18 protein-coding genes are annotated in these 18,470 nt (G+C 35.3%); 14 read left to right on the top strand and 4 right to left on the bottom strand.

All coding sequences use genetic code 11. The annotated features are described in order from the left end of the window. Nucleotides 1-41 precede the first annotated feature (41 nt). From LJ207_RS08185 to LJ207_RS08160, 6 genes are all read left to right on the top strand, one after another. On the top strand, nucleotides 42-929 hold the full coding sequence (locus LJ207_RS08185; protein WP_229345923.1) for a fructose bisphosphate aldolase: 888 nt from the start codon (nucleotides 42-44) through the stop codon (nucleotides 927-929). 203 nt (nucleotides 930-1,132) lie between these two features. Beyond that, complete coding sequence (locus tag LJ207_RS08180) at nucleotides 1,133-1,891, top strand: epoxyqueuosine reductase (protein ID WP_229345921.1); 759 nt, start codon at nucleotides 1,133-1,135, stop codon at nucleotides 1,889-1,891. A 13-nt stretch (nucleotides 1,892-1,904) separates the two neighbouring features. Next, complete coding sequence (locus LJ207_RS08175) at nucleotides 1,905-2,732, top strand: arginase family protein (RefSeq protein ID WP_229345920.1); 828 nt, start codon at nucleotides 1,905-1,907, stop codon at nucleotides 2,730-2,732. Nucleotides 2,733-2,739: 7 nt separating this feature from the next. Continuing rightward, nucleotides 2,740-3,276: a hypothetical protein gene (locus LJ207_RS08170; protein ID WP_229345918.1), complete on the top strand. Its 537-nt coding sequence runs from the start codon at nucleotides 2,740-2,742 to the stop codon at nucleotides 3,274-3,276. A gap of 16 nt (nucleotides 3,277-3,292) precedes the next feature. After that, nucleotides 3,293-3,544 (top strand): SDR family oxidoreductase, encoded by a 252-nt coding sequence (locus LJ207_RS08165; protein WP_229345917.1) that lies wholly within the window; start codon nucleotides 3,293-3,295, stop codon nucleotides 3,542-3,544. A gap of 111 nt (nucleotides 3,545-3,655) precedes the next feature. Then, nucleotides 3,656-4,543 carry a fructose bisphosphate aldolase gene (locus LJ207_RS08160; protein WP_229345915.1) on the top strand — a complete coding sequence of 296 codons (888 nt, stop codon included), beginning with the start codon at nucleotides 3,656-3,658 and terminating at the stop codon, nucleotides 4,541-4,543. A 66-nt stretch (nucleotides 4,544-4,609) separates the two neighbouring features. Here the strand turns inward: LJ207_RS08160 and LJ207_RS08155 are convergent, their stop codons facing one another. Then, nucleotides 4,610-4,936 carry a DUF5684 domain-containing protein gene (locus LJ207_RS08155; protein ID WP_229345914.1) on the bottom strand — a complete coding sequence of 109 codons (327 nt, stop codon included), beginning with the start codon at nucleotides 4,934-4,936 and terminating at the stop codon, nucleotides 4,610-4,612. Between the two features lie 38 nt (nucleotides 4,937-4,974). After that, the gene (locus LJ207_RS08150) at nucleotides 4,975-6,795 is read right to left on the bottom strand and encodes a helix-turn-helix domain-containing protein (protein ID WP_229345912.1); all 1,821 of its coding nucleotides are present in this window, start codon (nucleotides 6,793-6,795) and stop codon (nucleotides 4,975-4,977) included. A 212-nt stretch (nucleotides 6,796-7,007) separates the two neighbouring features. Between LJ207_RS08150 and LJ207_RS08145 the strand changes: the two genes are divergently transcribed. From LJ207_RS08145 to LJ207_RS08120, 6 genes are all read left to right on the top strand, one after another. Then, nucleotides 7,008-8,189, top strand: coding sequence for a hypothetical protein (locus tag LJ207_RS08145; protein ID WP_229345910.1), 1,182 nt, complete (start codon nucleotides 7,008-7,010; stop codon nucleotides 8,187-8,189). A 53-nt stretch (nucleotides 8,190-8,242) separates the two neighbouring features. Further along, a complete protein-coding gene (locus LJ207_RS08140) occupies nucleotides 8,243-9,493 on the top strand; it encodes a Zn-dependent hydrolase (RefSeq protein WP_229345908.1) in 1,251 nt (416 codons plus the stop codon). Beyond that, nucleotides 9,486-10,652 (top strand): M20 family metallopeptidase, encoded by a 1,167-nt coding sequence (locus tag LJ207_RS08135; protein WP_229345907.1) that lies wholly within the window; start codon nucleotides 9,486-9,488, stop codon nucleotides 10,650-10,652. Before LJ207_RS08140 ends, LJ207_RS08135 begins: the two co-directional genes overlap by 8 nt. Before the next feature lie 14 nt (nucleotides 10,653-10,666). Next, nucleotides 10,667-11,830, top strand: a complete 1,164-nt coding sequence (locus tag LJ207_RS08130; protein ID WP_229345905.1) for a M20 family metallopeptidase — start codon at nucleotides 10,667-10,669, stop codon at nucleotides 11,828-11,830. Nucleotides 11,831-12,144: 314 nt separating this feature from the next. Further along, nucleotides 12,145-12,336 carry a hypothetical protein gene (locus LJ207_RS08125; protein WP_229345904.1) on the top strand — a complete coding sequence of 64 codons (192 nt, stop codon included), beginning with the start codon at nucleotides 12,145-12,147 and terminating at the stop codon, nucleotides 12,334-12,336. Between the two features lie 20 nt (nucleotides 12,337-12,356). Next, on the top strand, nucleotides 12,357-13,031 hold the full coding sequence (locus tag LJ207_RS08120) for a CDGSH iron-sulfur domain-containing protein (protein WP_229345902.1): 675 nt from the start codon (nucleotides 12,357-12,359) through the stop codon (nucleotides 13,029-13,031). A 95-nt stretch (nucleotides 13,032-13,126) separates the two neighbouring features. Here the strand turns inward: LJ207_RS08120 and LJ207_RS08115 are convergent, their stop codons facing one another. Continuing rightward, entirely contained in the window at nucleotides 13,127-13,402 is a 276-nt protein-coding gene (locus LJ207_RS08115) for a hypothetical protein (protein WP_229345900.1), read from the bottom strand. A 150-nt stretch (nucleotides 13,403-13,552) separates the two neighbouring features. On the opposite strand from LJ207_RS08115, the gene LJ207_RS08110 reads away from it, so the two are divergent. Further along, nucleotides 13,553-14,281, top strand: a complete 729-nt coding sequence (locus LJ207_RS08110; RefSeq protein WP_229345899.1) for a pirin family protein — start codon at nucleotides 13,553-13,555, stop codon at nucleotides 14,279-14,281. Between the two features lie 275 nt (nucleotides 14,282-14,556). After that, the gene (locus LJ207_RS08105; RefSeq protein ID WP_229345897.1) at nucleotides 14,557-17,880 is read left to right on the top strand and encodes a PAS domain S-box protein; all 3,324 of its coding nucleotides are present in this window, start codon (nucleotides 14,557-14,559) and stop codon (nucleotides 17,878-17,880) included. Between the two features lie 133 nt (nucleotides 17,881-18,013). On the opposite strand, the gene LJ207_RS08100 is transcribed toward LJ207_RS08105, so the two are convergent. Then, nucleotides 18,014-18,391: a CoA-binding protein gene (locus LJ207_RS08100; RefSeq protein WP_229345895.1), complete on the bottom strand. Its 378-nt coding sequence runs from the start codon at nucleotides 18,389-18,391 to the stop codon at nucleotides 18,014-18,016. Between the last annotated feature and the right edge of the window lie 79 nt (nucleotides 18,392-18,470).

The raw sequence follows: 18,470 nt of genomic DNA, 5'->3' as shown, positions 1-18,470 counted from the left end.
AAAAGGTAAATTTTAGTGGATTTAGTCAAAGGGGGGTATTTATGAATAAAAAGCAGTATGAAGTAATGAAAAATAAGGATGGTTTTATTGCGGCTTTAGATCAGAGTGGTGGTAGTACTCCCGGTGCTTTAGAAGGTTATGGAATTCCCGAATCAGAATATGAGAGCAGAGAAGAGATGTTTGAGCTTATTCATCAGATGCGGACAAGAGTTATAACGAGCCCTAGCTTTAGTTCTGACTATATAATAGGGGCAATTCTTTTCAAACACACTATGCGAAACAAGATGGAAGGTAAATATACAGCAGATTATCTCTGGGAAGATAAAGGGATAGTTCCCATTTTGAAAGTAGATGAGGGCAAAGAGAAAATAAAAAATGGGGTTCAGTTAATGAAAGAGATGACAGAGCTCGATGATTTGCTCAAAGAGGCTGAAAAGCACAACGTCTTTGCTACAAAAATGCGTTCTGTAATCCATGAAGCAAATCAAAAAGGAATTAAAGAGATTGTGGAACAGCAGTTTGAATATGGCAAAAAAATTGCCGCTGCTGGTTTTGTTCCTATTTTAGAGCCTGAAATCAATATTAACAGTGAAGAAAAAGCTGAATGTGAAAAGATAATGAAAAAAGAAATAATGAAAAATCTAGCGGAATTAGATGATGATGAGATAATAATGTTTAAACTTACCCTACCTGAAGAAGCTGACTTCTATCAAGAATTAATTAAAGATCCACATGTTTTAAGGGTAGCTGCTTTATCTGGAGGTTACAGCCGAGATGAAGCAACCACTAGACTCGCTAATAATCATAAGATGATAGCCAGTTTCTCCAGAGCCCTACTACAGGATCTCCATGTGGACCAGACAAATGAACAGTTCAATATAGCGATGAAAGATGCAGTAATGGAGATTTATCAAGCTTCAATAATTTAAAAATATAAAAAAATAGCTGAATCACTCGAATTTTGCCTGGCATTTTTGTCAGGCTTTCTTTTTTGTTTGTTCATAAGTATCTAAAATAGACAAAAATTTTTCAGCTAAGTTTAGACTTTGCTTGTTATATGATATAATCTAATTGAAATTTTAGCTAAGCTAGGAATTGAAATTAATTTAGCAATATAAATGGGGGATAAATAGTGAAAAAAAGACTAAAGAAGATAGTCAAAGAATATGTTTCAGAATATCAAAAAGACAAAGAAATTGAGAGTAACTGGAGGGAACCACTGCTTAAATTTGCAGCTGCAGATAACCCTTTATTTGAAGATTTTAAAAAGATTATCAGTCCCAGCCATCTTTTACCTGAGGATATACTTGCTGGTGCAGAGACTGTTTTAGCCTATTTCTTGCCTTTCAGCAAAGAGATTGTTAATTCTAATTTAGAAGGAGAATACAGTTCCAGAGAATGGGCAGCTGCTTATGTAGAAACAAATCGGTTGATTTCAGATTTAAATCAACATTTAGAGAAAGAACTGGCTGAAAAAGGCTGGCGGGCAAGTAGTGTACCGGCTACCCATCAATTTGATAAAAAACGTTTGCTTAGTGATTGGTCTCATCGTCATGCTGCTTATGCTGCTGGATTAGGTAAATTTGGAATCAATAACATGTTAATTACAGCAAAGGGATGTGCAGGTAGAGTTGGAACCCTAATCACTGATTTGAAAATAGAGCCATCTCAGCCAATAGATAAAGAGCTTTGTTTAAACAAAGCGGGTAAAAACTGTCAAAAATGTGTTGAAAACTGTGTTAATGATTCACTTCAAGTAGATTCTTTTGCTCGTTTTAAGTGTTATGAGCGGCTTTTAGAAAATGATGAACTTCACCCAGAGCTTGCTTTAACAGATGTTTGTGGAAAATGTTCGGTTGGATTACCCTGTTCTTTTAGAGCAGCAAATTAAGGGAGGCTGATTTATGGACATTGTTTTTTCTAAAACTGCTTTAGAATTTGAAAAGGCTGGTCATCCCGAATCACCAGAAAGACTTGAAAAAGCTTCAGATTATTTAAAAAATAAAGGCTATAATTTTATTGAAGCTGAAGCAGCAGCAGCCGAAGAGTTAAGCTTGGTTCATAACAAATCTCAGCTTATAAAAATAAAAGAAAATAATTTTTATAATTCTGATTGTCCAAACTATGAAAATATTTATGATTATGCAGCCCTGGCAGCTGGAGCAGCTCTGCAGGCAGCTTCTTGTAATGGCTTTTCTTTAATGAGGCCACCTGGCCATCATGCAGGTGCGGATTATTTAATGGGTTTTTGCTATTTTAATAATCTTGCAGTAGCAGTAGAAAAAGAAGAGAAAAAAACTCTGATTATTGATTTTGATGGCCACCATGGAAATGGTACTCAGGATATTTTTTTCGGTAGAAAAGATATTGTTTATCTATCTTTACACAAAGCAGTTTTTCCGGGTAGTGGTCTGCAGAGTAGAGCAAATTGTTTGAACCATGTTTTTAGAAAAATACCAGGTGAAGAAAAATATCTTAAGGAGCTGCAAAAACTGCTTCAAAAAGCATTAAGAGCTGGAGTAGATTTTGAATTAATAGCAGTTTCAGCCGGTTTTGATGCCTATCAAAACGATCCTTTAGCATCACTGGGAATCAGTTCTGAGGGTTATTACAAGATTGGTCAGCTCATAGCAGAACTTGGCCTGCCTAGCTTTGCCGTTTTAGAGGGAGGCTATAATGCAGCAATGCTGGGTAAAAATATAGATAATTTTATCACAGGGTTGGAAGCATAAGAAAGGGATGATTATAATTAAAAGTATAGATTATGCAAAATATTTAAATGAATATGATAATACCTCAGGTCTATATCCTGCTGCCCTAGCTGAGTTAGGAGAGAAATATCATCAGAAATCTTATTTAAATAAAGAAGAACTTTATGAACTCGCTCATTTAAATTCAACTAGAAGTTCCTATCATGTTAAAAAGAATCCCGAAGCTAGGGTGGAAAAGATAACAGCCTTGGCCTATGAGATTGATGATACCTTTGCCAGACTAGCTTTATACAGCAGTTTAATGGGAATTGGTATTCCAACTGCTTCTGCAATTTTAACTTCATTAGATCCTGAAAATCACTGTGTTATCGATACAAGGGTCTGGGCCAGCTTATGGAGGCTAGGCTATTTCGAGCAAGAAAAAGAAAGCTTTAAAGCAGATGATTATCTAAAAATAATCAAGATTGTTCGTAAAATGGCAGCAGAATCTAAGTATAATCCAGCTCAAATTGGCTATGCATTATTTGCTTATGATGTTGTTCATAGAGAAGGCAATTTACATTAAAAAGGAGTGTGAGAGCATGGATCTTGCAATCAGAGGTAATTCAGCAATAATTATTGCTTCCAGCAGTGGCTTGGGCAGGGCTGCAGCAGGAAAGTTTCAGAGCTATGCAGAAGCTTTAGATTCTAAGAGAAATAATATTCCTCTGCAAAAAATAGGGTCACCGGCTGAATTAGGAGATTTGGTTGCATTTTTATCTTCACCAAAATCAAGCTATATTAATGGTAGTTCGATTGTGATCGATGGAGGATCCAGCAGTTCTAACCTCTAAAAAGCTTTAATGCTAAAAGTTACTGCTATCATTTGTAATTTCGTTCAGATAATTATATAATAAAGTTTAGAATAAAAATCTGAGAAATATTAACAAATGGGGTGTATATTAATGAATAAAAAACAGTTCGAACGTATGATGAACGGTAGAGGCTTTATTGCAGCTCTTGATCAGAGTGGTGGTAGTACACCTGGTGCTCTTGAAGGCTATGGAATAGCAGAAGATGAATATGATAGTGAAGATGAAATGTTTGATCTTATTCATCAAATGCGGACTAGGGTAATAACCAGTCCTGCCTTTACTTCTCAAAAGATTCTGGGAGCGATTTTGTTTAAAGAAACCATGGAGCGCTCTATGGAAGGAATGCCTACCGGAGATTATCTTTGGGAAGAAAAAGGAGTTATTCCCTTCCTTAAGGTAGATGAGGGCAAAGAAGAGCTAGAAGATGGGGTTCAGCTGATGAAAGAAATGACAGAGCTTGATCAGCTGCTCGAAAGTGCCAAAGAAAATAATATTTTTGGTACCAAGATGCGTTCTGTTATCCATAGTGCCAATCCAGAAGGCATCAAGAAAATAGTTGAGCAGCAGTTTGAATATGGTAAAAAAATAGTTGAGGCTGGATTTGTTCCAATTTTAGAACCAGAAGTTAATATTGATATCGAAGATAAAGCAGAAGCCGAAGCAATCTTAAAAGATGAGATCTTAAAACAGCTGGAAAAGCTTGAATCAGATAAAATTTTGATGTTCAAACTTTCAATTCCGGATGAGGCTGATTTTTATACAGAATTGATAGAACATCCTCAGGTTCTGAGGGTTGTAGCATTATCTGGAGGTTACAGCCAAGAGGAAGCTGTTGATAAGTTAAGTGAGAATCATGGTTTAATCGCCAGTTTCTCCAGAGCTCTGCTTCAAGACTTACATGTTGAACAGAGTGATGAAGAATTTGATCAGGTTTTAAAAGATGCGGCTGATAAAATCTATCAGGCTTCAATAACTTAACTTCAATAACTTAATAAGAATAAATTAATCCCCTGCTTTTTAAGCAGGGGATTTTAAAATATAGCTTTAATTTTTATAGACTATTTTATCGCTAAAAGCTATATAAAAAACATAGAGGTGGGGAATAAAGAGCAGCAAAATTGCATGCCAGGCCGGCTGATTAAACTTTTTAATAAAATTAACAAATAAGATTAAAGCAATAATTACATTAGCTATCGGGATAAAAAGCAGTATCAACCACCAGGTAGGTTTATCGGCGATTTTGCTAATAATATAAATATTGTAGATAGGGATTAAAGATTTCCAGCCTTTTTCCCCAGCTTCAATAAATAAAAGCCAGAGACAGATAGTTCCAAAAAGATAATATGAAAGACGGATCAGTTCTTCATTCATAATTTCAACTCCTTAAATTAAGCCTGATTGATTAAAAATTAAATAATATCCTCGATTTCAAAGGCAAGCTGCAGTTTTAAGCGGTCATTATAATCATCAAAGTCAATATTTAAAATCTCCTTAATCCTGTTCAAGCGATAGCTTAAGGTATTACCATGGATATGGAGTTTTTCCTTGCTTGTTGTCCAGCTGCAGTTGCTCTGCAAATATACTTTTAGGGTTTTGATCAGATCATTTTTAGACGAATTACCATAATCTTTAAGTGGTTTTAGTATTTTTTCTGCAAATGCTGCCAGCTCTTCAGCATCATTTTTGCTGAGCAGTTTTTTGATTTCTAGTTGGTCATAAAAAGCATAGTTTTTATCCTGCTTTTTTTCAAGCATTGGCAGAGTATTTATTGCCTGAAAATATGCTTCTTTAAAATCATCAATCTTTTTAAAAGAACTGCTTACTACCATCTTATAGGAAAAATCATCTTCTTTAAAAGCAAAAATTGGAGAAAAGATCTTATTTAATTTTTGATTGAATTTTTTAATTTTGTCTTCAGCTTTATTATCAAGTTCTTCTATAATGATGATAATCATATTTCTTTTGATCAGAGCGATGGAATTTGGGAAAAATTCTTTACTCTTTTTATTAATAAGATGATAATATTTTTTGAGTAGCTTTTTATTCTGTTGTTCATTATTTGATTTAAGTGCAAACTCGATTACTATAATTTGATGATTTTTATCAAAGTTAAAACCATAACTTAAAGCTGATTTTTTGATAAAGGCACAGTCATTATTCAGCAGTAGGCTGTCTAGAAAATCACCTTTAAGTGATTGTTCCATATCTGAGATTTCCTGTTCTTTTATTAGTTCTAAAGCGATGATTGTTGTTGCTCTTTCAGCAGTTATTTTATCAAGCTCATCTAGTTTAGATTGCGAGTTATTTAATACACAAAACCAGCCCATAACCTCTTTTTTTACTATTATCGGGAATATGACAATGTTAATAGCCTCGGCTTTTTTTATGTAAGCTGTTTTTTCTTTTCTCAGATAAGGAATTAGTTCAGCTAAATTATCACTAATCTCTTTAAGTTGAGCATCTTCGGCAAAAGAATGATAGCGCAGATTATAAAAAATATCCAATATAAAAATATCTTTTCCTATCATATTTTTTAGTTCCTGTAGTATTTCTTTGATAGACGAACCACTTAAAATCATATTAGTTAGTTTGGTATGGAGGCTGTTTGTATATTTATACTTGTTTTTTTGTTCCTGAATAATACGATTATATTTCTGCAGTTTTTTATTTGCCTGCAGCTGTCTTTTATAATTTCTGGCATTGATGATGGCTATGGTAGCCTGAACAGAAATATCGTTTAAAAACTCTACATCTTCATCTTTAAGTGAATGTTCATCACTGGTATTATCAACTACAAGTACACCTATTGCTTCATTTTTATAGATCAGTGGACAGCAGATTGCACCCTGGATTTTTTCAGCTAATACTCTAGCTTCAAGGGCCAGCCTCTTATTCTTATTGCGCATTTTGTTCATTGCTTTTTGCACGGCTTTGCTGTCTCGAAAAAACATGGTCTCTTTTTTAGCATATGTTTGCCCAGTCATTGATTCACCTGCTTTTAACTGTACATCTTTAACAGCATCTCCCATACCATAGGAAGCATATACTTCTAAAAAGCCGCTAGCTTCGTTCATTAAAAAAATAGCTCCCATATCTCCACCAGGAGTAAGCTCAAGTGATTTTGTCATCAGAGTTTTTAAAATTGTATCTACGTTTTTTTCTGAATTCAATAGTTTGATTGTTTCCAATAATGAATGCATTTTTATTAATTTATTTTCTTTTACTTTCATGAGAAAACCCCTCTGTTTTTAAAGTAATAATTTAGATTTGGGCAAATATTTTGCCTTTATTTAAAAATATTATATAACCTTATTGAGATAAATTCAATGTTTAGAACTAATAACTGAGTCAAACTTTGGTGTATACAATATGGTCACAGCCAATTATTATTGTTATAATAATTGAAAAGTATCAGAGTAGAAGCAAAACGAGGAGGAAATTTATGAGTTTATTAATGGCATTTTCAATCGTACTAATTATTCTAGCAGTTGGAGACGTTATTTCGGCAAAAACCAAGGCATTTATTCCCTCGGTATTTGTAGCAGCACTATTATTTTTATTTGGCTTTTGGACATTTTTCCCTGGTGATATAGTTGCCCAGGCAGGTTTTCAGACCCCGGTAGTTTATTTATCAATGTATCTTTTGATAACCCATATGGGGACCCTGCTTTCTGTTAAAGAACTGGCAGCTCAGTGGAGAAGTGTGGTTATTGCCCTTGTTGGTATCGCGGGTATTATTTCTTTAACAATGACTATTGGTTCTGCAGTTTTTGGGTTTGAGGCAGCAGTTACTGCCACTCCACCATTAACTGGAGGAGTTGTAGCAGCAATTATCATGAATGAAGCTGCAGCAGGACTTGGCTTAGAACAGATGGCAGTTTTAGCTATTATTACTTATGTTATGCAGGGCTTTCTCGGTTATCCTTTAACTTCATTGATGCTTAAAATTGAAGGGACACGGTTGATCGAAGGTTATAGAAAAGGAGAAATAGAATACAAAGAGGTTGAGGCAGATACAGAAGAAGAGAATTCTAAGAAATTGATACCACCAGTTCCAGAAAAATATAGTACAACTTATGTGCTCTTAGCCAAATTAGGTTTAACAGCCTGGGCTGCTGTAGCAGTAGGTACTTTCTTAGATCCATATTTAGGTATTTCACCTTTTGTATACTGTTTGATTTTTGGTGTTATTGCCAATGCGATCGGTTTTGTGGAAAAAAGACCGCTTAATCTTTCTAATTCATTTGGCTTTTTGATTACTATTTTAATGGCCTTTATCTTTGCCGGTCTTTCTGATGCCACCCCGACAATGCTGGCTGAACTGGCTGGTCCACTAGTTGGGATTATAGTTTTTGGTGTAACAGGAATGGCTATCTTATCGATCTTAATTGGTAAATTATTGGGCTATACTAAAGAAATGTCTTTTGCAATCGCTTTGACAGCACTTTATGGTTTCCCACCAAACTATATATTAACAGAAGAAGGTGCAAAAGCACTGGCTGAAAATGAAGAAGAAAAGAAATTTTTAATGAGTGAAATGCTTCCCGAAATGCTTGTTGGTGGTTTTACCACAGTTACAATAGCTTCAGTAATTATCGCCGGTATTTTTGTTAACTTCCTCTAAAATAGAGGCTAGTCAGGGTGATATATAAACGGGAATAGCTTGGAGTAGGAAGGATGGAAAATATGGAAAGTAGTTTAATAAGAATTAAAAAGCATTTAACAAAGCTTTCAGAATTTAATACAGATTCAGGAGAAGGTTTAACTAGATTTAGCTTTACCAAAGAAGAACAAGCAGCAAGAAAATATTTAAAAAAGGAACTGAAAAAGATTGGGGTAGAAGCCTATGAAGATCAGGCTGGTAATTTATTCGGCAGAATTGAGGGAGAGAATCCAGAGGCTCCAGCAATTATGATCGGCTCTCACTATGACTCTGTGAAAAATGGAGGCCATTTTGATGGACCAGCAGGTGTAATAATGGCCTTAGAAGTCATGACATTACTTAAAGAAGAAGGTTTTAAAACTCAGCATCCGATTGAATTTGTAGCTTTAATCGAAGAAGAAGGAGGCAGATTTGGTTCCGGTCTTTATGGTAGTAGAGCTATGCTTGGAGCTATATCATATCAGGATCTGCTTAATTACAAAGATAAAGCTGGAATCTCCATGGCAGAAGAGCTTAAAAAACACGGTTTTGAGCCCAAAAAAATTAAAGATGCAGCTAGAGATCCAGAATCTATTAAAGCTTTTATCGAACTTCATATAGAACAGGGGCCGGTTTTAGAAAATGAAGGTACAGATCTTGGTCTGGTCGACTTTATAGTTGGAATCAATGAATTTAAAGTTAAGCTCACAGGAAGACCTGATCATGCCGGAACTACCCCGATGGATATGCGTAAGGATGCTCTTTTAAGTGCCACTAGAGTTGTTCAGGAGGTTGAAGCAGCAGCTGTTAGAGCTGGAGAAGGTACAGTTGCAACAGTTGGTGAACTGGAAGTAAAACCTGGGGCTGCGAATATAGTTCCTGGTGAAGTTGAATTTACGGTTGATATCAGGTCTAAATCAGCTGAACTTGTTGCAGAGGTTAAAAATGCCATTCAAAGTATTTTGGCAGAAGAAGAAAAAGAATCTGCTGTTGAATGGGAAATCAATGAATTATTAAGTGTAGATCCAATACCTCTGTCTGAAGAGATACTTGCTCTTTTTGAAGCAAATGCCAAAGAAAATGGTTTTAGCTATAAAAAAATGATCAGTGGAGCAGGTCATGATGCAATGGTTATGGCTGGGATGACAGATGTGGGACTTGTTTTTGTCCCCAGCAAAGGTGGTAGAAGTCACTGTCCTGAGGAATGGACAGATTATGAGGACCTACAAAAAGGTATAGAGGTAATTTATCAGTCTGTAAAGGATCTAGGTGGTCAGAATGGATAAAATTAAAGAATTGGCAGAAAAACATTTTGCTTATGCCGTAGAAATGCGCCGAGAATTTCATATGCATCCAGAGGCTAGTATGCAGGAAGAGAGAACTTCAGCCAGAGTGGCAGAAGAGTTAGAAAAACTAGGCTTAGCAACAGAAATCGTTGCTGGAACTGGTGTTGTAGCAACCATAGAAGGAAAAAAAGGTGATAAGACAATCGCTCTTAGAGCTGATATGGATGCTTTAGAACTTGAAGAAGAAAATGATCTAGAATATAAATCTCAAAATGATGGCTTGATGCACGGCTGTGGTCATGATGGGCACACTGCTTCTCTACTGACAGCTGCCAAGATAATTAATGAACTTAAAGAAGAATTCAGCGGTAAGGTTAAGCTGCTCTTTCAACCTGGAGAAGAAGTGGCAGAAGGTGCCAAAGCTATGGTTGAAGCTGGTGTTTTAGCTGATGTTGATTCTGTGATGGGAATCCACCTCTGGAATGAGCTGCAAACAGGTAAAGTTTCACTTGAAGCTGGTCCCAGGATGGCTGCGGTAAATCTATTTAAAATCGATGTCAAAGGTAAAGGGGGACACGGCTCAATGCCCCAGCAGGGTGTTGATGCTTTAACTGCAGGAGCAGCAGTGGTTATGAATCTACAGTCTATTGTCAGTAGAGAAATAAGTCCACTTGATCCTTCTGTTTTAAGTGTTGGTATATTTAAATCAGGTTCTAGATTTAATGTGCTGCCAGGTAAGGCCTATTTAGAAGGGACAACCCGCTGTTTTAGTAAGGAGCTAAATGATAAATTTCCCCAAATGATAGAAAGGGTAGCTTCGGAAACAGCTCAGGGTTATAGAGCTTCAATAGAGATGGAGTATAATAAGCTGACTCTTCCCTGTATAAATGATGAAGAGATGACAGAAATTGGTCAAAAATCGGTAGTCGATCTTTTTGGTGAAGAAAGTTTAGCCCATGTAGAAAAAACAACCGGTGGAGAAGATTTCTCATTTTATACTGCAGAGCTGCCAGGAGTTTTTGCCTTTGTTGGTTCTAAAAATGAGGATAAGGTCGAATATCATCCCCACCATCATCCGAAATTTAATATTGATGAAGCTGCATTAAAAGTATCAGCAGCTCTTTATGCAAAATTCGCCTTAGATTTTTTAAAGGCTTAAAAAAGGTGGTATAGATGGACTTTAAGGAAGTTTTAAGAGCAGAAAAAGAATATTTAATAGAACTTAGAAGAGAATTTCATAAAAATCCCGAAAAAAGTTGGGAGGAATACCGCACTTCTGAACGGATTAAAGAAGAGTTAGATAAAATAGGGGTTGAATATAAAAGTTGTGCTGGCACAGGAGTTGTGGCAGTAATCGAAGGTGCAAAAGAAGGTAAGACAGTTGCTTTAAGGGCTGATATTGATGCCTTAGAATTAGATGAAGAAACTGAACTCAGCTTTAAATCAGAAAATAAAGGTTTAATGCATGCCTGTGGACATGATGGACATACGGCAATGTTATTAACAGCAGCCAGAGCTCTTGTTAAAACAAAGGATCAATTATCGGGAAGAGTAAAACTTATCTTTCAGCCTGCTGAAGAGATGGTAGCAGGAGCCAAAGAGCTGGTTAAAGAGGGAGTACTTAAAGATGTTGAGGCAATTTTAGGTATTCATCTCTGGAGTGGTTTAAAAACAGGCAAAATTAATGTTGAGGCTGGTCCAAGAATGGCTTCTGGTGATTATGTGATGATTAATTTTATCGGTGCTGGCGGCCATGGTTCACTTCCTCAGCAGACTGTAGATCCGATTGCAGCTGCTTCGGCCTTTGTGATGGAATCACAGGCTGTTATGAGTAGAGAAAGCAGTCCTTTAGATCCGGTTGTCTTTACAATCGGTAAAATCGATTCTGGGAGTAGATTTAACATTATTCCCTCTCGAGCCGAATTAGAAGGAACCCTGCGCTGTTTTAGTGAGAAATCAAGAACTAATGCTTCAGAAGCTATTGAAAGATTTGCCAATAAAATTGCTGCAGCATATAGGGCAGAGGCTGAAGTTGAGATCAAAGAAGGGACACCACCTACAGTCAATGATGCTGAAATCGCTGCCTATGCTCAAAAAGCTGCGGCAGAGATAGTTGGTGAAGATAGTATAATTTCAATGGAGAAAACAACCGGTAGTGAAGATATGGCTTACTATCTAAATGAAATCCCTGGTTGTTTAGCTTTTGTAGGGGCTGGATTTGAGGATGATAGCAAAAACTTCCCTCATCACCATCCAGAATTTAACATAGATGAGGACAGCCTTTTAATTGGTGCCTCTCTTTACTTTAATTTTGCCTTTAATTATTTAAATCAGTGATAGAAGCTAAAGTCTACTCGCAAAGCTCGTGGGCTTGCCCCGAGGAGGGTCAATAATTTAATTTTAAGAAACTAAGCAAATATTTTATTAAGCTCTTCTCTTTTGAGAAGGGCTTTTTTCGATTATGACTTAGCCATAATTTAGAAATATAATAAAGGAAAAAGAAAAATTTAATAGAACTATTTAACTAAGCTAAAGAAAATAAATATTGATTATGCACAAGAAACTAAGGCCAAGCAGTGGTTTTAGCTTAAAAATAATACTTTTCTTTCTAAAAAATGAGTGAATAATAAGAACAAGTAAAGGGGGATATTATGTATAAAATTGAGAACGAAGAGCTTTTAGCTGAATTTGAGCTGCATGGTGCTCCCTTTGTCTGTATAGAACCATGGTATGGAATAGCTGATTCTGTTGACTCTACAGGTGATTTAAAAAATAAAGAAGGAATAATCAGGCTTAAAAGCGGAAAGGAATTTTCCTGTCAGCATAGTATAGAAATCAAATAATTAAAAAATGAGGTGTTAAAATGGCTAACAATGAAGCTAAAATTAAAATTATAAAAGATGGCCCCTATCTTGTCAGTGGTAATGTCCCACTGAAAGAGAAAATAATTGTTGAAGTAGGCAATCATTATGAATATCATCCTGGACGTGAATTACCCCAATCTGAAAGTTATTCACTCTGCCGCTGTGGTCAATCAAAGAACCCTCCTTTTTGTGATGGCTCTCATCAAGAAGTTGATTTTGATGGTACAGAAATAGCAGAAAAAGAATCATATAGGGAGCGGGCAGAACATATTGAAGGTGAAGAAATAGATCTTTTAGATGATCATAGATGTGCACTAGCCAGATTCTGTCATACAGAAAAGGGCAGCACCTGGGAAATGGTAAAAGAATCTTCTGATCAAGAAAAGAAAAAAGAGGCAATAAAATCTGCTGATGAGTGTCCAGCAGGCAGATTAACTGTTGTTGATAAAGAGGGGGAATTTGTAGAAAAAGATTATCAACCCCAAATAGAGATCTTACAGGATGGAGAATATGGTTTTGGAGCAGGTATTTATGTAAAAGGTAAGATTTTAATTGAATCTGCTGATGGAAGCCATTATCAGAAAAGAAATAGACTTACCCTCTGCCGCTGTGGTAAGTCCAGAAATAAACCGTTTTGTGATGGTTGTCATTTAAAATATAAATTTAAAGAATAAAAAAGGACTCCCTTGCAGAAGAAATTGTTCTAAGTTCCTCTGTTTGGGAGTTTTAAAGACTTAAAACTAAGGGAAGCTAATCTTAAGCCAAAATATTATCTAGCAAATCTCTGTCTTTGTGTTTGTTCAACCCGTTGATTAAAACGTCCGTTTTCTCCAGCTTCTTGTTTAAGCATTCTACCTTCCTGTCTCTGTTCTCTGAGCTGTAGTTCTTCTTCTGTACAGTCTTCATTTGCTCTGTATTGAGCTGTTTCGGTCTGGATGTTCATTCTCTCCTGCATATTTCTACCCTGATTGGCAGCAAATAATAAGGTAGTAGAACTAAAGATAAGAGCCAAGACAATAAGCATCACAACTGTCATCTTTCTCATTTTTTATTCCTCCTCTGCTATTCTATATTAAGCTTAACAACTAAATATGAAGAGATTATGAATTTAAAACTATTTTTGTAAAGTAATTTATTTTATTTTTAGATAAAATATATTATTTTTAAGCTAAGAGATCAAAAAGGAGGTAAGAAGATGAAAGCAGATAAAATTTCAGCAGTTAAAAAAGCTGAAGGTGCAGGTGCTGAAGTAAATAGACTCTTTCCAAATAGAAGCCGGAATGATTTTCACGATCCATTTGTTTTACTTGATGAATTTTTTGTGGAGCCGCCCAATGAATTTGCTCCTCATGAACATCGAGGATTTGAAGCAATAACTTATATGCTGGAAGGACATTTCATCCATGAAGATAATTTGGGTAATAAAGCTGAGGTTGGACCTGGAGGGATTCAGGCATTTAATGCTGGTAAAAGTATTACTCATTCAGAAAAGCCGGGTCCTGAAGGTTTAAGCCGGGGAATACAGCTTTGGATAAATCTCCCCCAAAAGCTAAAAAATTCTGATCCCAGTTATCAAACTGTCAAGGCTGAAGAGATTGAAGAAGAAAAAAGTTCTGATCTTTTGATCAGGAAAATAGCAGGTCCAAATTCAAAATTAGAACTGCAGACAGAAATAGAATACCTTGATATTAAGGTGAAAAATGATACTAAATTCCAGGAACAACTAAAGACAGATCAGGTAGGGATAATTTATTTGATTGAAGGACAAATAGAAGGTCAGTATAAGCTTGCTGCTAAAGAAGGTTTGTTGATAGAAGCAGGAGAAGAGATTTCTCTTGACTTTAAAGAGGGCAGCAGGTTAATTTTCTTAAAAGGAAAAGCTCATCAGCAAGAAATAAAGTTGAGAGGTTCTTTTGTAGAATAATTTTTAAAAAAATAAAAAAATATAATTTCATAAATATATTAGCAGGAAATTCTGCTTTTAGCGTGAAATATAATATTATAATCCCTTCATTTTGAGTTAATATTTTCTAAATTATAGCTGGACTAATAATGGCTCAAGTGAAGGAATATTTTTGTTTAATCAGCTCTATTTAATTTTACTTTTTTATCGATAACTGATATTATTAAAGATGCTAAAGAATAGAAAAAGAGCTGATTTAGCTAGAAAATCTTATTTAGAAAAGGAAGTTTAATTTAATGAAAGATAAAATTATAATAATAACTGCAGAAAAAAAGATGGAGCAGAAATTAGAGCCTTTAATTAGAGAGCTGGGGGATAGAGCTGTAGTCACTTTTTCTTCAGGCGAAAAAGCAGCTGAATATATTTCCTCTAAGGCTGGCCAAATAGATTTAATCATTTTAGGCAGTTTTTATGAAGCTGGAGTTTTTTCTTATCAATTTGCAGAAAAAATTAAATCTAAGTATCAACTGCCAATTATTTTTCTTAATAATAATACTCGGAGTTTTGACTCTAAACCAGAGTTTAAAGCTGCAGATCTCATACTCAGCCTGCCTGAAAATGAGCTCGAGCAGAAAATTTTTAAGCATAATCTAAAAGAATTTTTAAATAATCATCAAATAAAAAAGCATTGTCAGTTAAATCAATACTCACTTGACTCACTTTCAGCCCATATTGCTGTACTTGATGAAAATGGAGTAATTTGCTATACCAATAAGGCCTGGGAAGATTTTGCCCGGGAAAATGCTTTGACACCTGCAGAGAGTGGGCTGGGGATAAATTATCTTGAGCTTTTAAAAAATGCTGATGAGGCTGAAAATGCAGCAGATATTTTAGCTGGTATTAAAAAAGTAATGGCTCAGGAAAGTGATTTGTTTAGTTTTGAATATCCCTGCCATTCTCCTGAAAATGAAAGATGGTTTAAGCTTAGGGTGACACCTTATAAAGGTGAGGGCCCTTTTTCTGCAGTTGTTGCTCATGAAAATATCACCGAGCGCAAAAAAGCAGAAAAAGAATTGGAAGTTTTAAATCAGGAATATGAAAGTATATTTAATAATGTTCAAACCAGCATTTTCCTTTTAAATGTAGATAATGACCAAAAAATAACTTATCAAAGTTTGAATTCTATAGAAGAGAATTTAACAGGGATCAAATCAGAAAGCATTAAAGGTAAAACCCCTGTTGAAGCTTTTGGTAAAGAAATAGGTAGTGAAATCGAAAATAAATATAGAAGCTGTCTGGTTAAAAAAGAAAGTATAGAATATCAAGAAAAGATAGATCTACCGGGTGGATTGAAATACTGGCATACCAATTTAAGCCCGATAATTGTTGATGGTAAAATAGAAAAAATTGTTGGAACTTCACTTGATATTACAGAGTCGATAGAAAAAGAGAAAAAACTGGAAGCGATTTTTAAAGCCAGTCAAAATATTTCCTTTATAATTACTGAGGCAACTGATGATAAAAAAGAATCATTTATTAGAGAGTTTAGTCCCGGGGCAGAAAATATTTTTGGCTACAGTAGAGAAGAAGTAATTGATACTCCTGTTTCTAAGCTGCACTGCAAGTCTGAAATCCGTCAGTTTCCAAATATGCACACCCTTATCGAAGACAATAAAAGCTGGAGTGATGAGGTAACTTTAATCCGTAAAAATGGTGAGAAGTTTACAGCAATGTTTACCGTTTATCCTTTAAGTGATTATCAGGATGAAAAGCTCTTAACTTTAGGAGTAGCTATTGATATCTCTGAACGCAAAAAAGTTGAAGAAGAACTTAAAAAAAGCAAAAAATTGTATCAGGGTTTAATCGAATCTCAAAATGATTTGATAGTCAGGGTTGATAGTGAAAACCGCTTTATTTATGTAAATGATGCCTACTGTGAATTGTTTGGCAAAACAAGAGAAGAACTTATCGGGAGTAAATTTACTCCCTTAGTGCATGAGGATGATCTAGAAAGCACTTTAAAAGCAATGAAAGCTCTTAACAAAGCTCCTTATAGGGCACATATGGAACAAAGGGCAATGACCGTAGATGGCTGGCGCTGGATTTCCTGGGAAGATAACGCGATTTTAAATGAAATGGGAGAAATCACAGAAATACAAGGTGTGGGAAGAGATATAACTCATCTTAAAGAAACTGAACAGGCACTAAAAGAAAGTCAGCGAAAACTTGAACAGTTAATCTCTCAAACTACTGCTGTTATTTATTCCTATCAAGTAGTTGATGGAAAACATGAAATAACTTATTTAAATGAAAATGTAGAGAACATTTTGGGCTTTAAAGCTGAAGATTTTATTGGCAGAGAAGAATTTCATTTAAGCTGTGTTCACCCAGAAGATCGGGAGATATTGAAAGAGAAAATAGCCAAAGTTACTATCAAAGATGCCTCGGTTGATGAATATCGATTTAAAGATAAAGAGGGCAATTATCACTGGCTATATGATCAGCAAAAGGTAATCAGCAGGGAAGGTGGAGTAATTAAAGTTATTGGTTCCTGGCTCGATTATACTGCTGAACATAATAAACACAAAGCAAAAATTGACAAACTCCTTTATACTGATGTCTTAACAGGGCTTAATAATAGAAAATGCTTTGAAGAAAAAAATACAATTAATAAACTGAATCAAAAGAATAATTTACCCTTGAGTATTATTAAAGCAGATATTAATGGTTTAAAACTTATCAACGATAGTTATGGTGATGATCTGGGAGATCAATTTTTGATCAAAGCAGCTCGGATTTTAGAAAGTGCAACTCCTGAAAAGACATTAATCGCCCGCTGGGGTGGGGATGAATTTTTAGCTGTGCTTCCTCAAACTGATAAAACAGAAGCACAAAAAATAATGAATAAAATCAGGGATAAGATGGATCATAGTTATATTGAAAAAACCCCTGTTTCAATGGGGTTGGGTAAGGCAACAAAGTTTGAACTTGATCAGTCGATCGAAGCTGTTTTAAAAGAAGCTGATGATCTGATGTATCAAAATAAATTGTTAGAAAAAAGAAGTGAAAAAAGTAAGATTGTTGAAAGCATAATTAATGCTCTGGCAGCTAAAAGTGATGAAACCAAAGAACATGCAGTTCGGATGAGTAGAAATGCACGGAAGCTCGGACGAAGGCTTGGTCTTGATCACTCAGAATTAGACAAACTTTCTCTGCTGGCAAAACTACATGATATTGGTAAAACAACAATTTCTGAAGAGATTTTAAGCAAGCCTGGCAAACTTGATAAAAAAGAATGGGAGATAATGAAAAATCATCCCAGAGTTGGTTTTAAAATTGCCAATGCATCCAGCGAGTTTTCTGTGATAGCTGAAGATATTTTATCACATCATGAGCGCTGGGATGGGAGTGGTTATCCCAGGGGCCTAAAAGGAGAAGAGATCCCTTATTTAGCCAGGATAATATCAATTATAGATGCCTATGATGTAATGACAAATGAGCGGCCCTATACTGAGGCAATCAATAGAATTGAAGCCCTCGCTGAAATAAAACGCTGTGCCGGAAGCCAATTTGATCCTGAAATTGCTGAAGAATTTATTGCTATGCTTTCAGGTGAATAAAAATAATGCTCAGGCAATTTCAACAGCTTCTGATTATGGAATTCCTAACTATATCCTGATCTATCTCATCGTCTTCTGCATGTTCTGGATTGACTTTTAATCTGGGAATGATCTCTTTCTTAATATATTTAATTTAGTCTAAGTTTCTTAAAATACAGCTTTCAATTAAATTGATATTATTGTTTTTAGCAAAACTCCTTATTTGAGAGCTTCTTGTTCCCGGCTGCAGCCAGACATATTCTATACCTTCAGCTTTGATGTTTTCCATTATCTTAATAGCTATCTTAGGATTAACAACCATATCTACAACCTCTATTTTGGCAGGAATTGAGGCCAGGGCAGCATAGCATTTATCTCCATCAATATTTTCAAGATTTGGGTTAACAGGATAAACATTATAATTATGTTTTTTCAGCTTTTTATATATTTTATAACCGAATTTATTTTTTTTATCAGTAGCTCCAACCACCGCCCAGTTCTTCATTTCTAATGTCTTAGCTTTATCATTCATTTGATTTTCCTCCTAATTATTAAATAATTTAAATTAAAAATACTCTACCCTGACCCAAAATGAGCCGGAGTAGAGCACT

The organism is Halanaerobium polyolivorans (assembly GCF_020711195.1).
GTDB classification, from domain to species: domain Bacteria; phylum Bacillota; class Halanaerobiia; order Halanaerobiales; family Halanaerobiaceae; genus Halanaerobium; species Halanaerobium polyolivorans.
This window is presented reverse-complemented; position numbering and strand designations above follow the sequence as displayed.

What these genes read in the sequence shown, in the direction of transcription:
- LJ207_RS08185 (WP_229345923.1), top strand. Translation starts at nt 42, where the DNA reads ATGAATAAAAAGCAGTATGAAGTAATGAAAAATAAGGATGGTTTTATT.
- LJ207_RS08175 (WP_229345920.1), top strand. Translation starts at nt 1,905, where the DNA reads ATGGACATTGTTTTTTCTAAAACTGCTTTAGAATTTGAAAAGGCTGGT.
- LJ207_RS08170 (WP_229345918.1), top strand. Translation starts at nt 2,740, where the DNA reads ATGATTATAATTAAAAGTATAGATTATGCAAAATATTTAAATGAATAT.
- LJ207_RS08165 (WP_229345917.1), top strand. Translation starts at nt 3,293, where the DNA reads ATGGATCTTGCAATCAGAGGTAATTCAGCAATAATTATTGCTTCCAGC.
- LJ207_RS08160 (WP_229345915.1), top strand. Translation starts at nt 3,656, where the DNA reads ATGAATAAAAAACAGTTCGAACGTATGATGAACGGTAGAGGCTTTATT.
- LJ207_RS08155 (WP_229345914.1), bottom strand. Translation starts at nt 4,936, where the DNA reads ATGAATGAAGAACTGATCCGTCTTTCATATTATCTTTTTGGAACTATC.
- LJ207_RS08150 (WP_229345912.1), bottom strand. Translation starts at nt 6,795, where the DNA reads ATGAAAGTAAAAGAAAATAAATTAATAAAAATGCATTCATTATTGGAA.
- LJ207_RS08145 (WP_229345910.1), top strand. Translation starts at nt 7,008, where the DNA reads ATGAGTTTATTAATGGCATTTTCAATCGTACTAATTATTCTAGCAGTT.
- LJ207_RS08140 (WP_229345908.1), top strand. Translation starts at nt 8,243, where the DNA reads ATGGAAAATATGGAAAGTAGTTTAATAAGAATTAAAAAGCATTTAACA.
- LJ207_RS08135 (WP_229345907.1), top strand. Translation starts at nt 9,486, where the DNA reads ATGGATAAAATTAAAGAATTGGCAGAAAAACATTTTGCTTATGCCGTA.
- LJ207_RS08130 (WP_229345905.1), top strand. Translation starts at nt 10,667, where the DNA reads ATGGACTTTAAGGAAGTTTTAAGAGCAGAAAAAGAATATTTAATAGAA.
- LJ207_RS08125 (WP_229345904.1), top strand. Translation starts at nt 12,145, where the DNA reads ATGTATAAAATTGAGAACGAAGAGCTTTTAGCTGAATTTGAGCTGCAT.
- LJ207_RS08120 (WP_229345902.1), top strand. Translation starts at nt 12,357, where the DNA reads ATGGCTAACAATGAAGCTAAAATTAAAATTATAAAAGATGGCCCCTAT.
- LJ207_RS08115 (WP_229345900.1), bottom strand. Translation starts at nt 13,402, where the DNA reads ATGAGAAAGATGACAGTTGTGATGCTTATTGTCTTGGCTCTTATCTTT.
- LJ207_RS08110 (WP_229345899.1), top strand. Translation starts at nt 13,553, where the DNA reads ATGAAAGCAGATAAAATTTCAGCAGTTAAAAAAGCTGAAGGTGCAGGT.
- LJ207_RS08105 (WP_229345897.1), top strand. Translation starts at nt 14,557, where the DNA reads ATGAAAGATAAAATTATAATAATAACTGCAGAAAAAAAGATGGAGCAG.
- LJ207_RS08100 (WP_229345895.1), bottom strand. Translation starts at nt 18,391, where the DNA reads ATGAATGATAAAGCTAAGACATTAGAAATGAAGAACTGGGCGGTGGTT.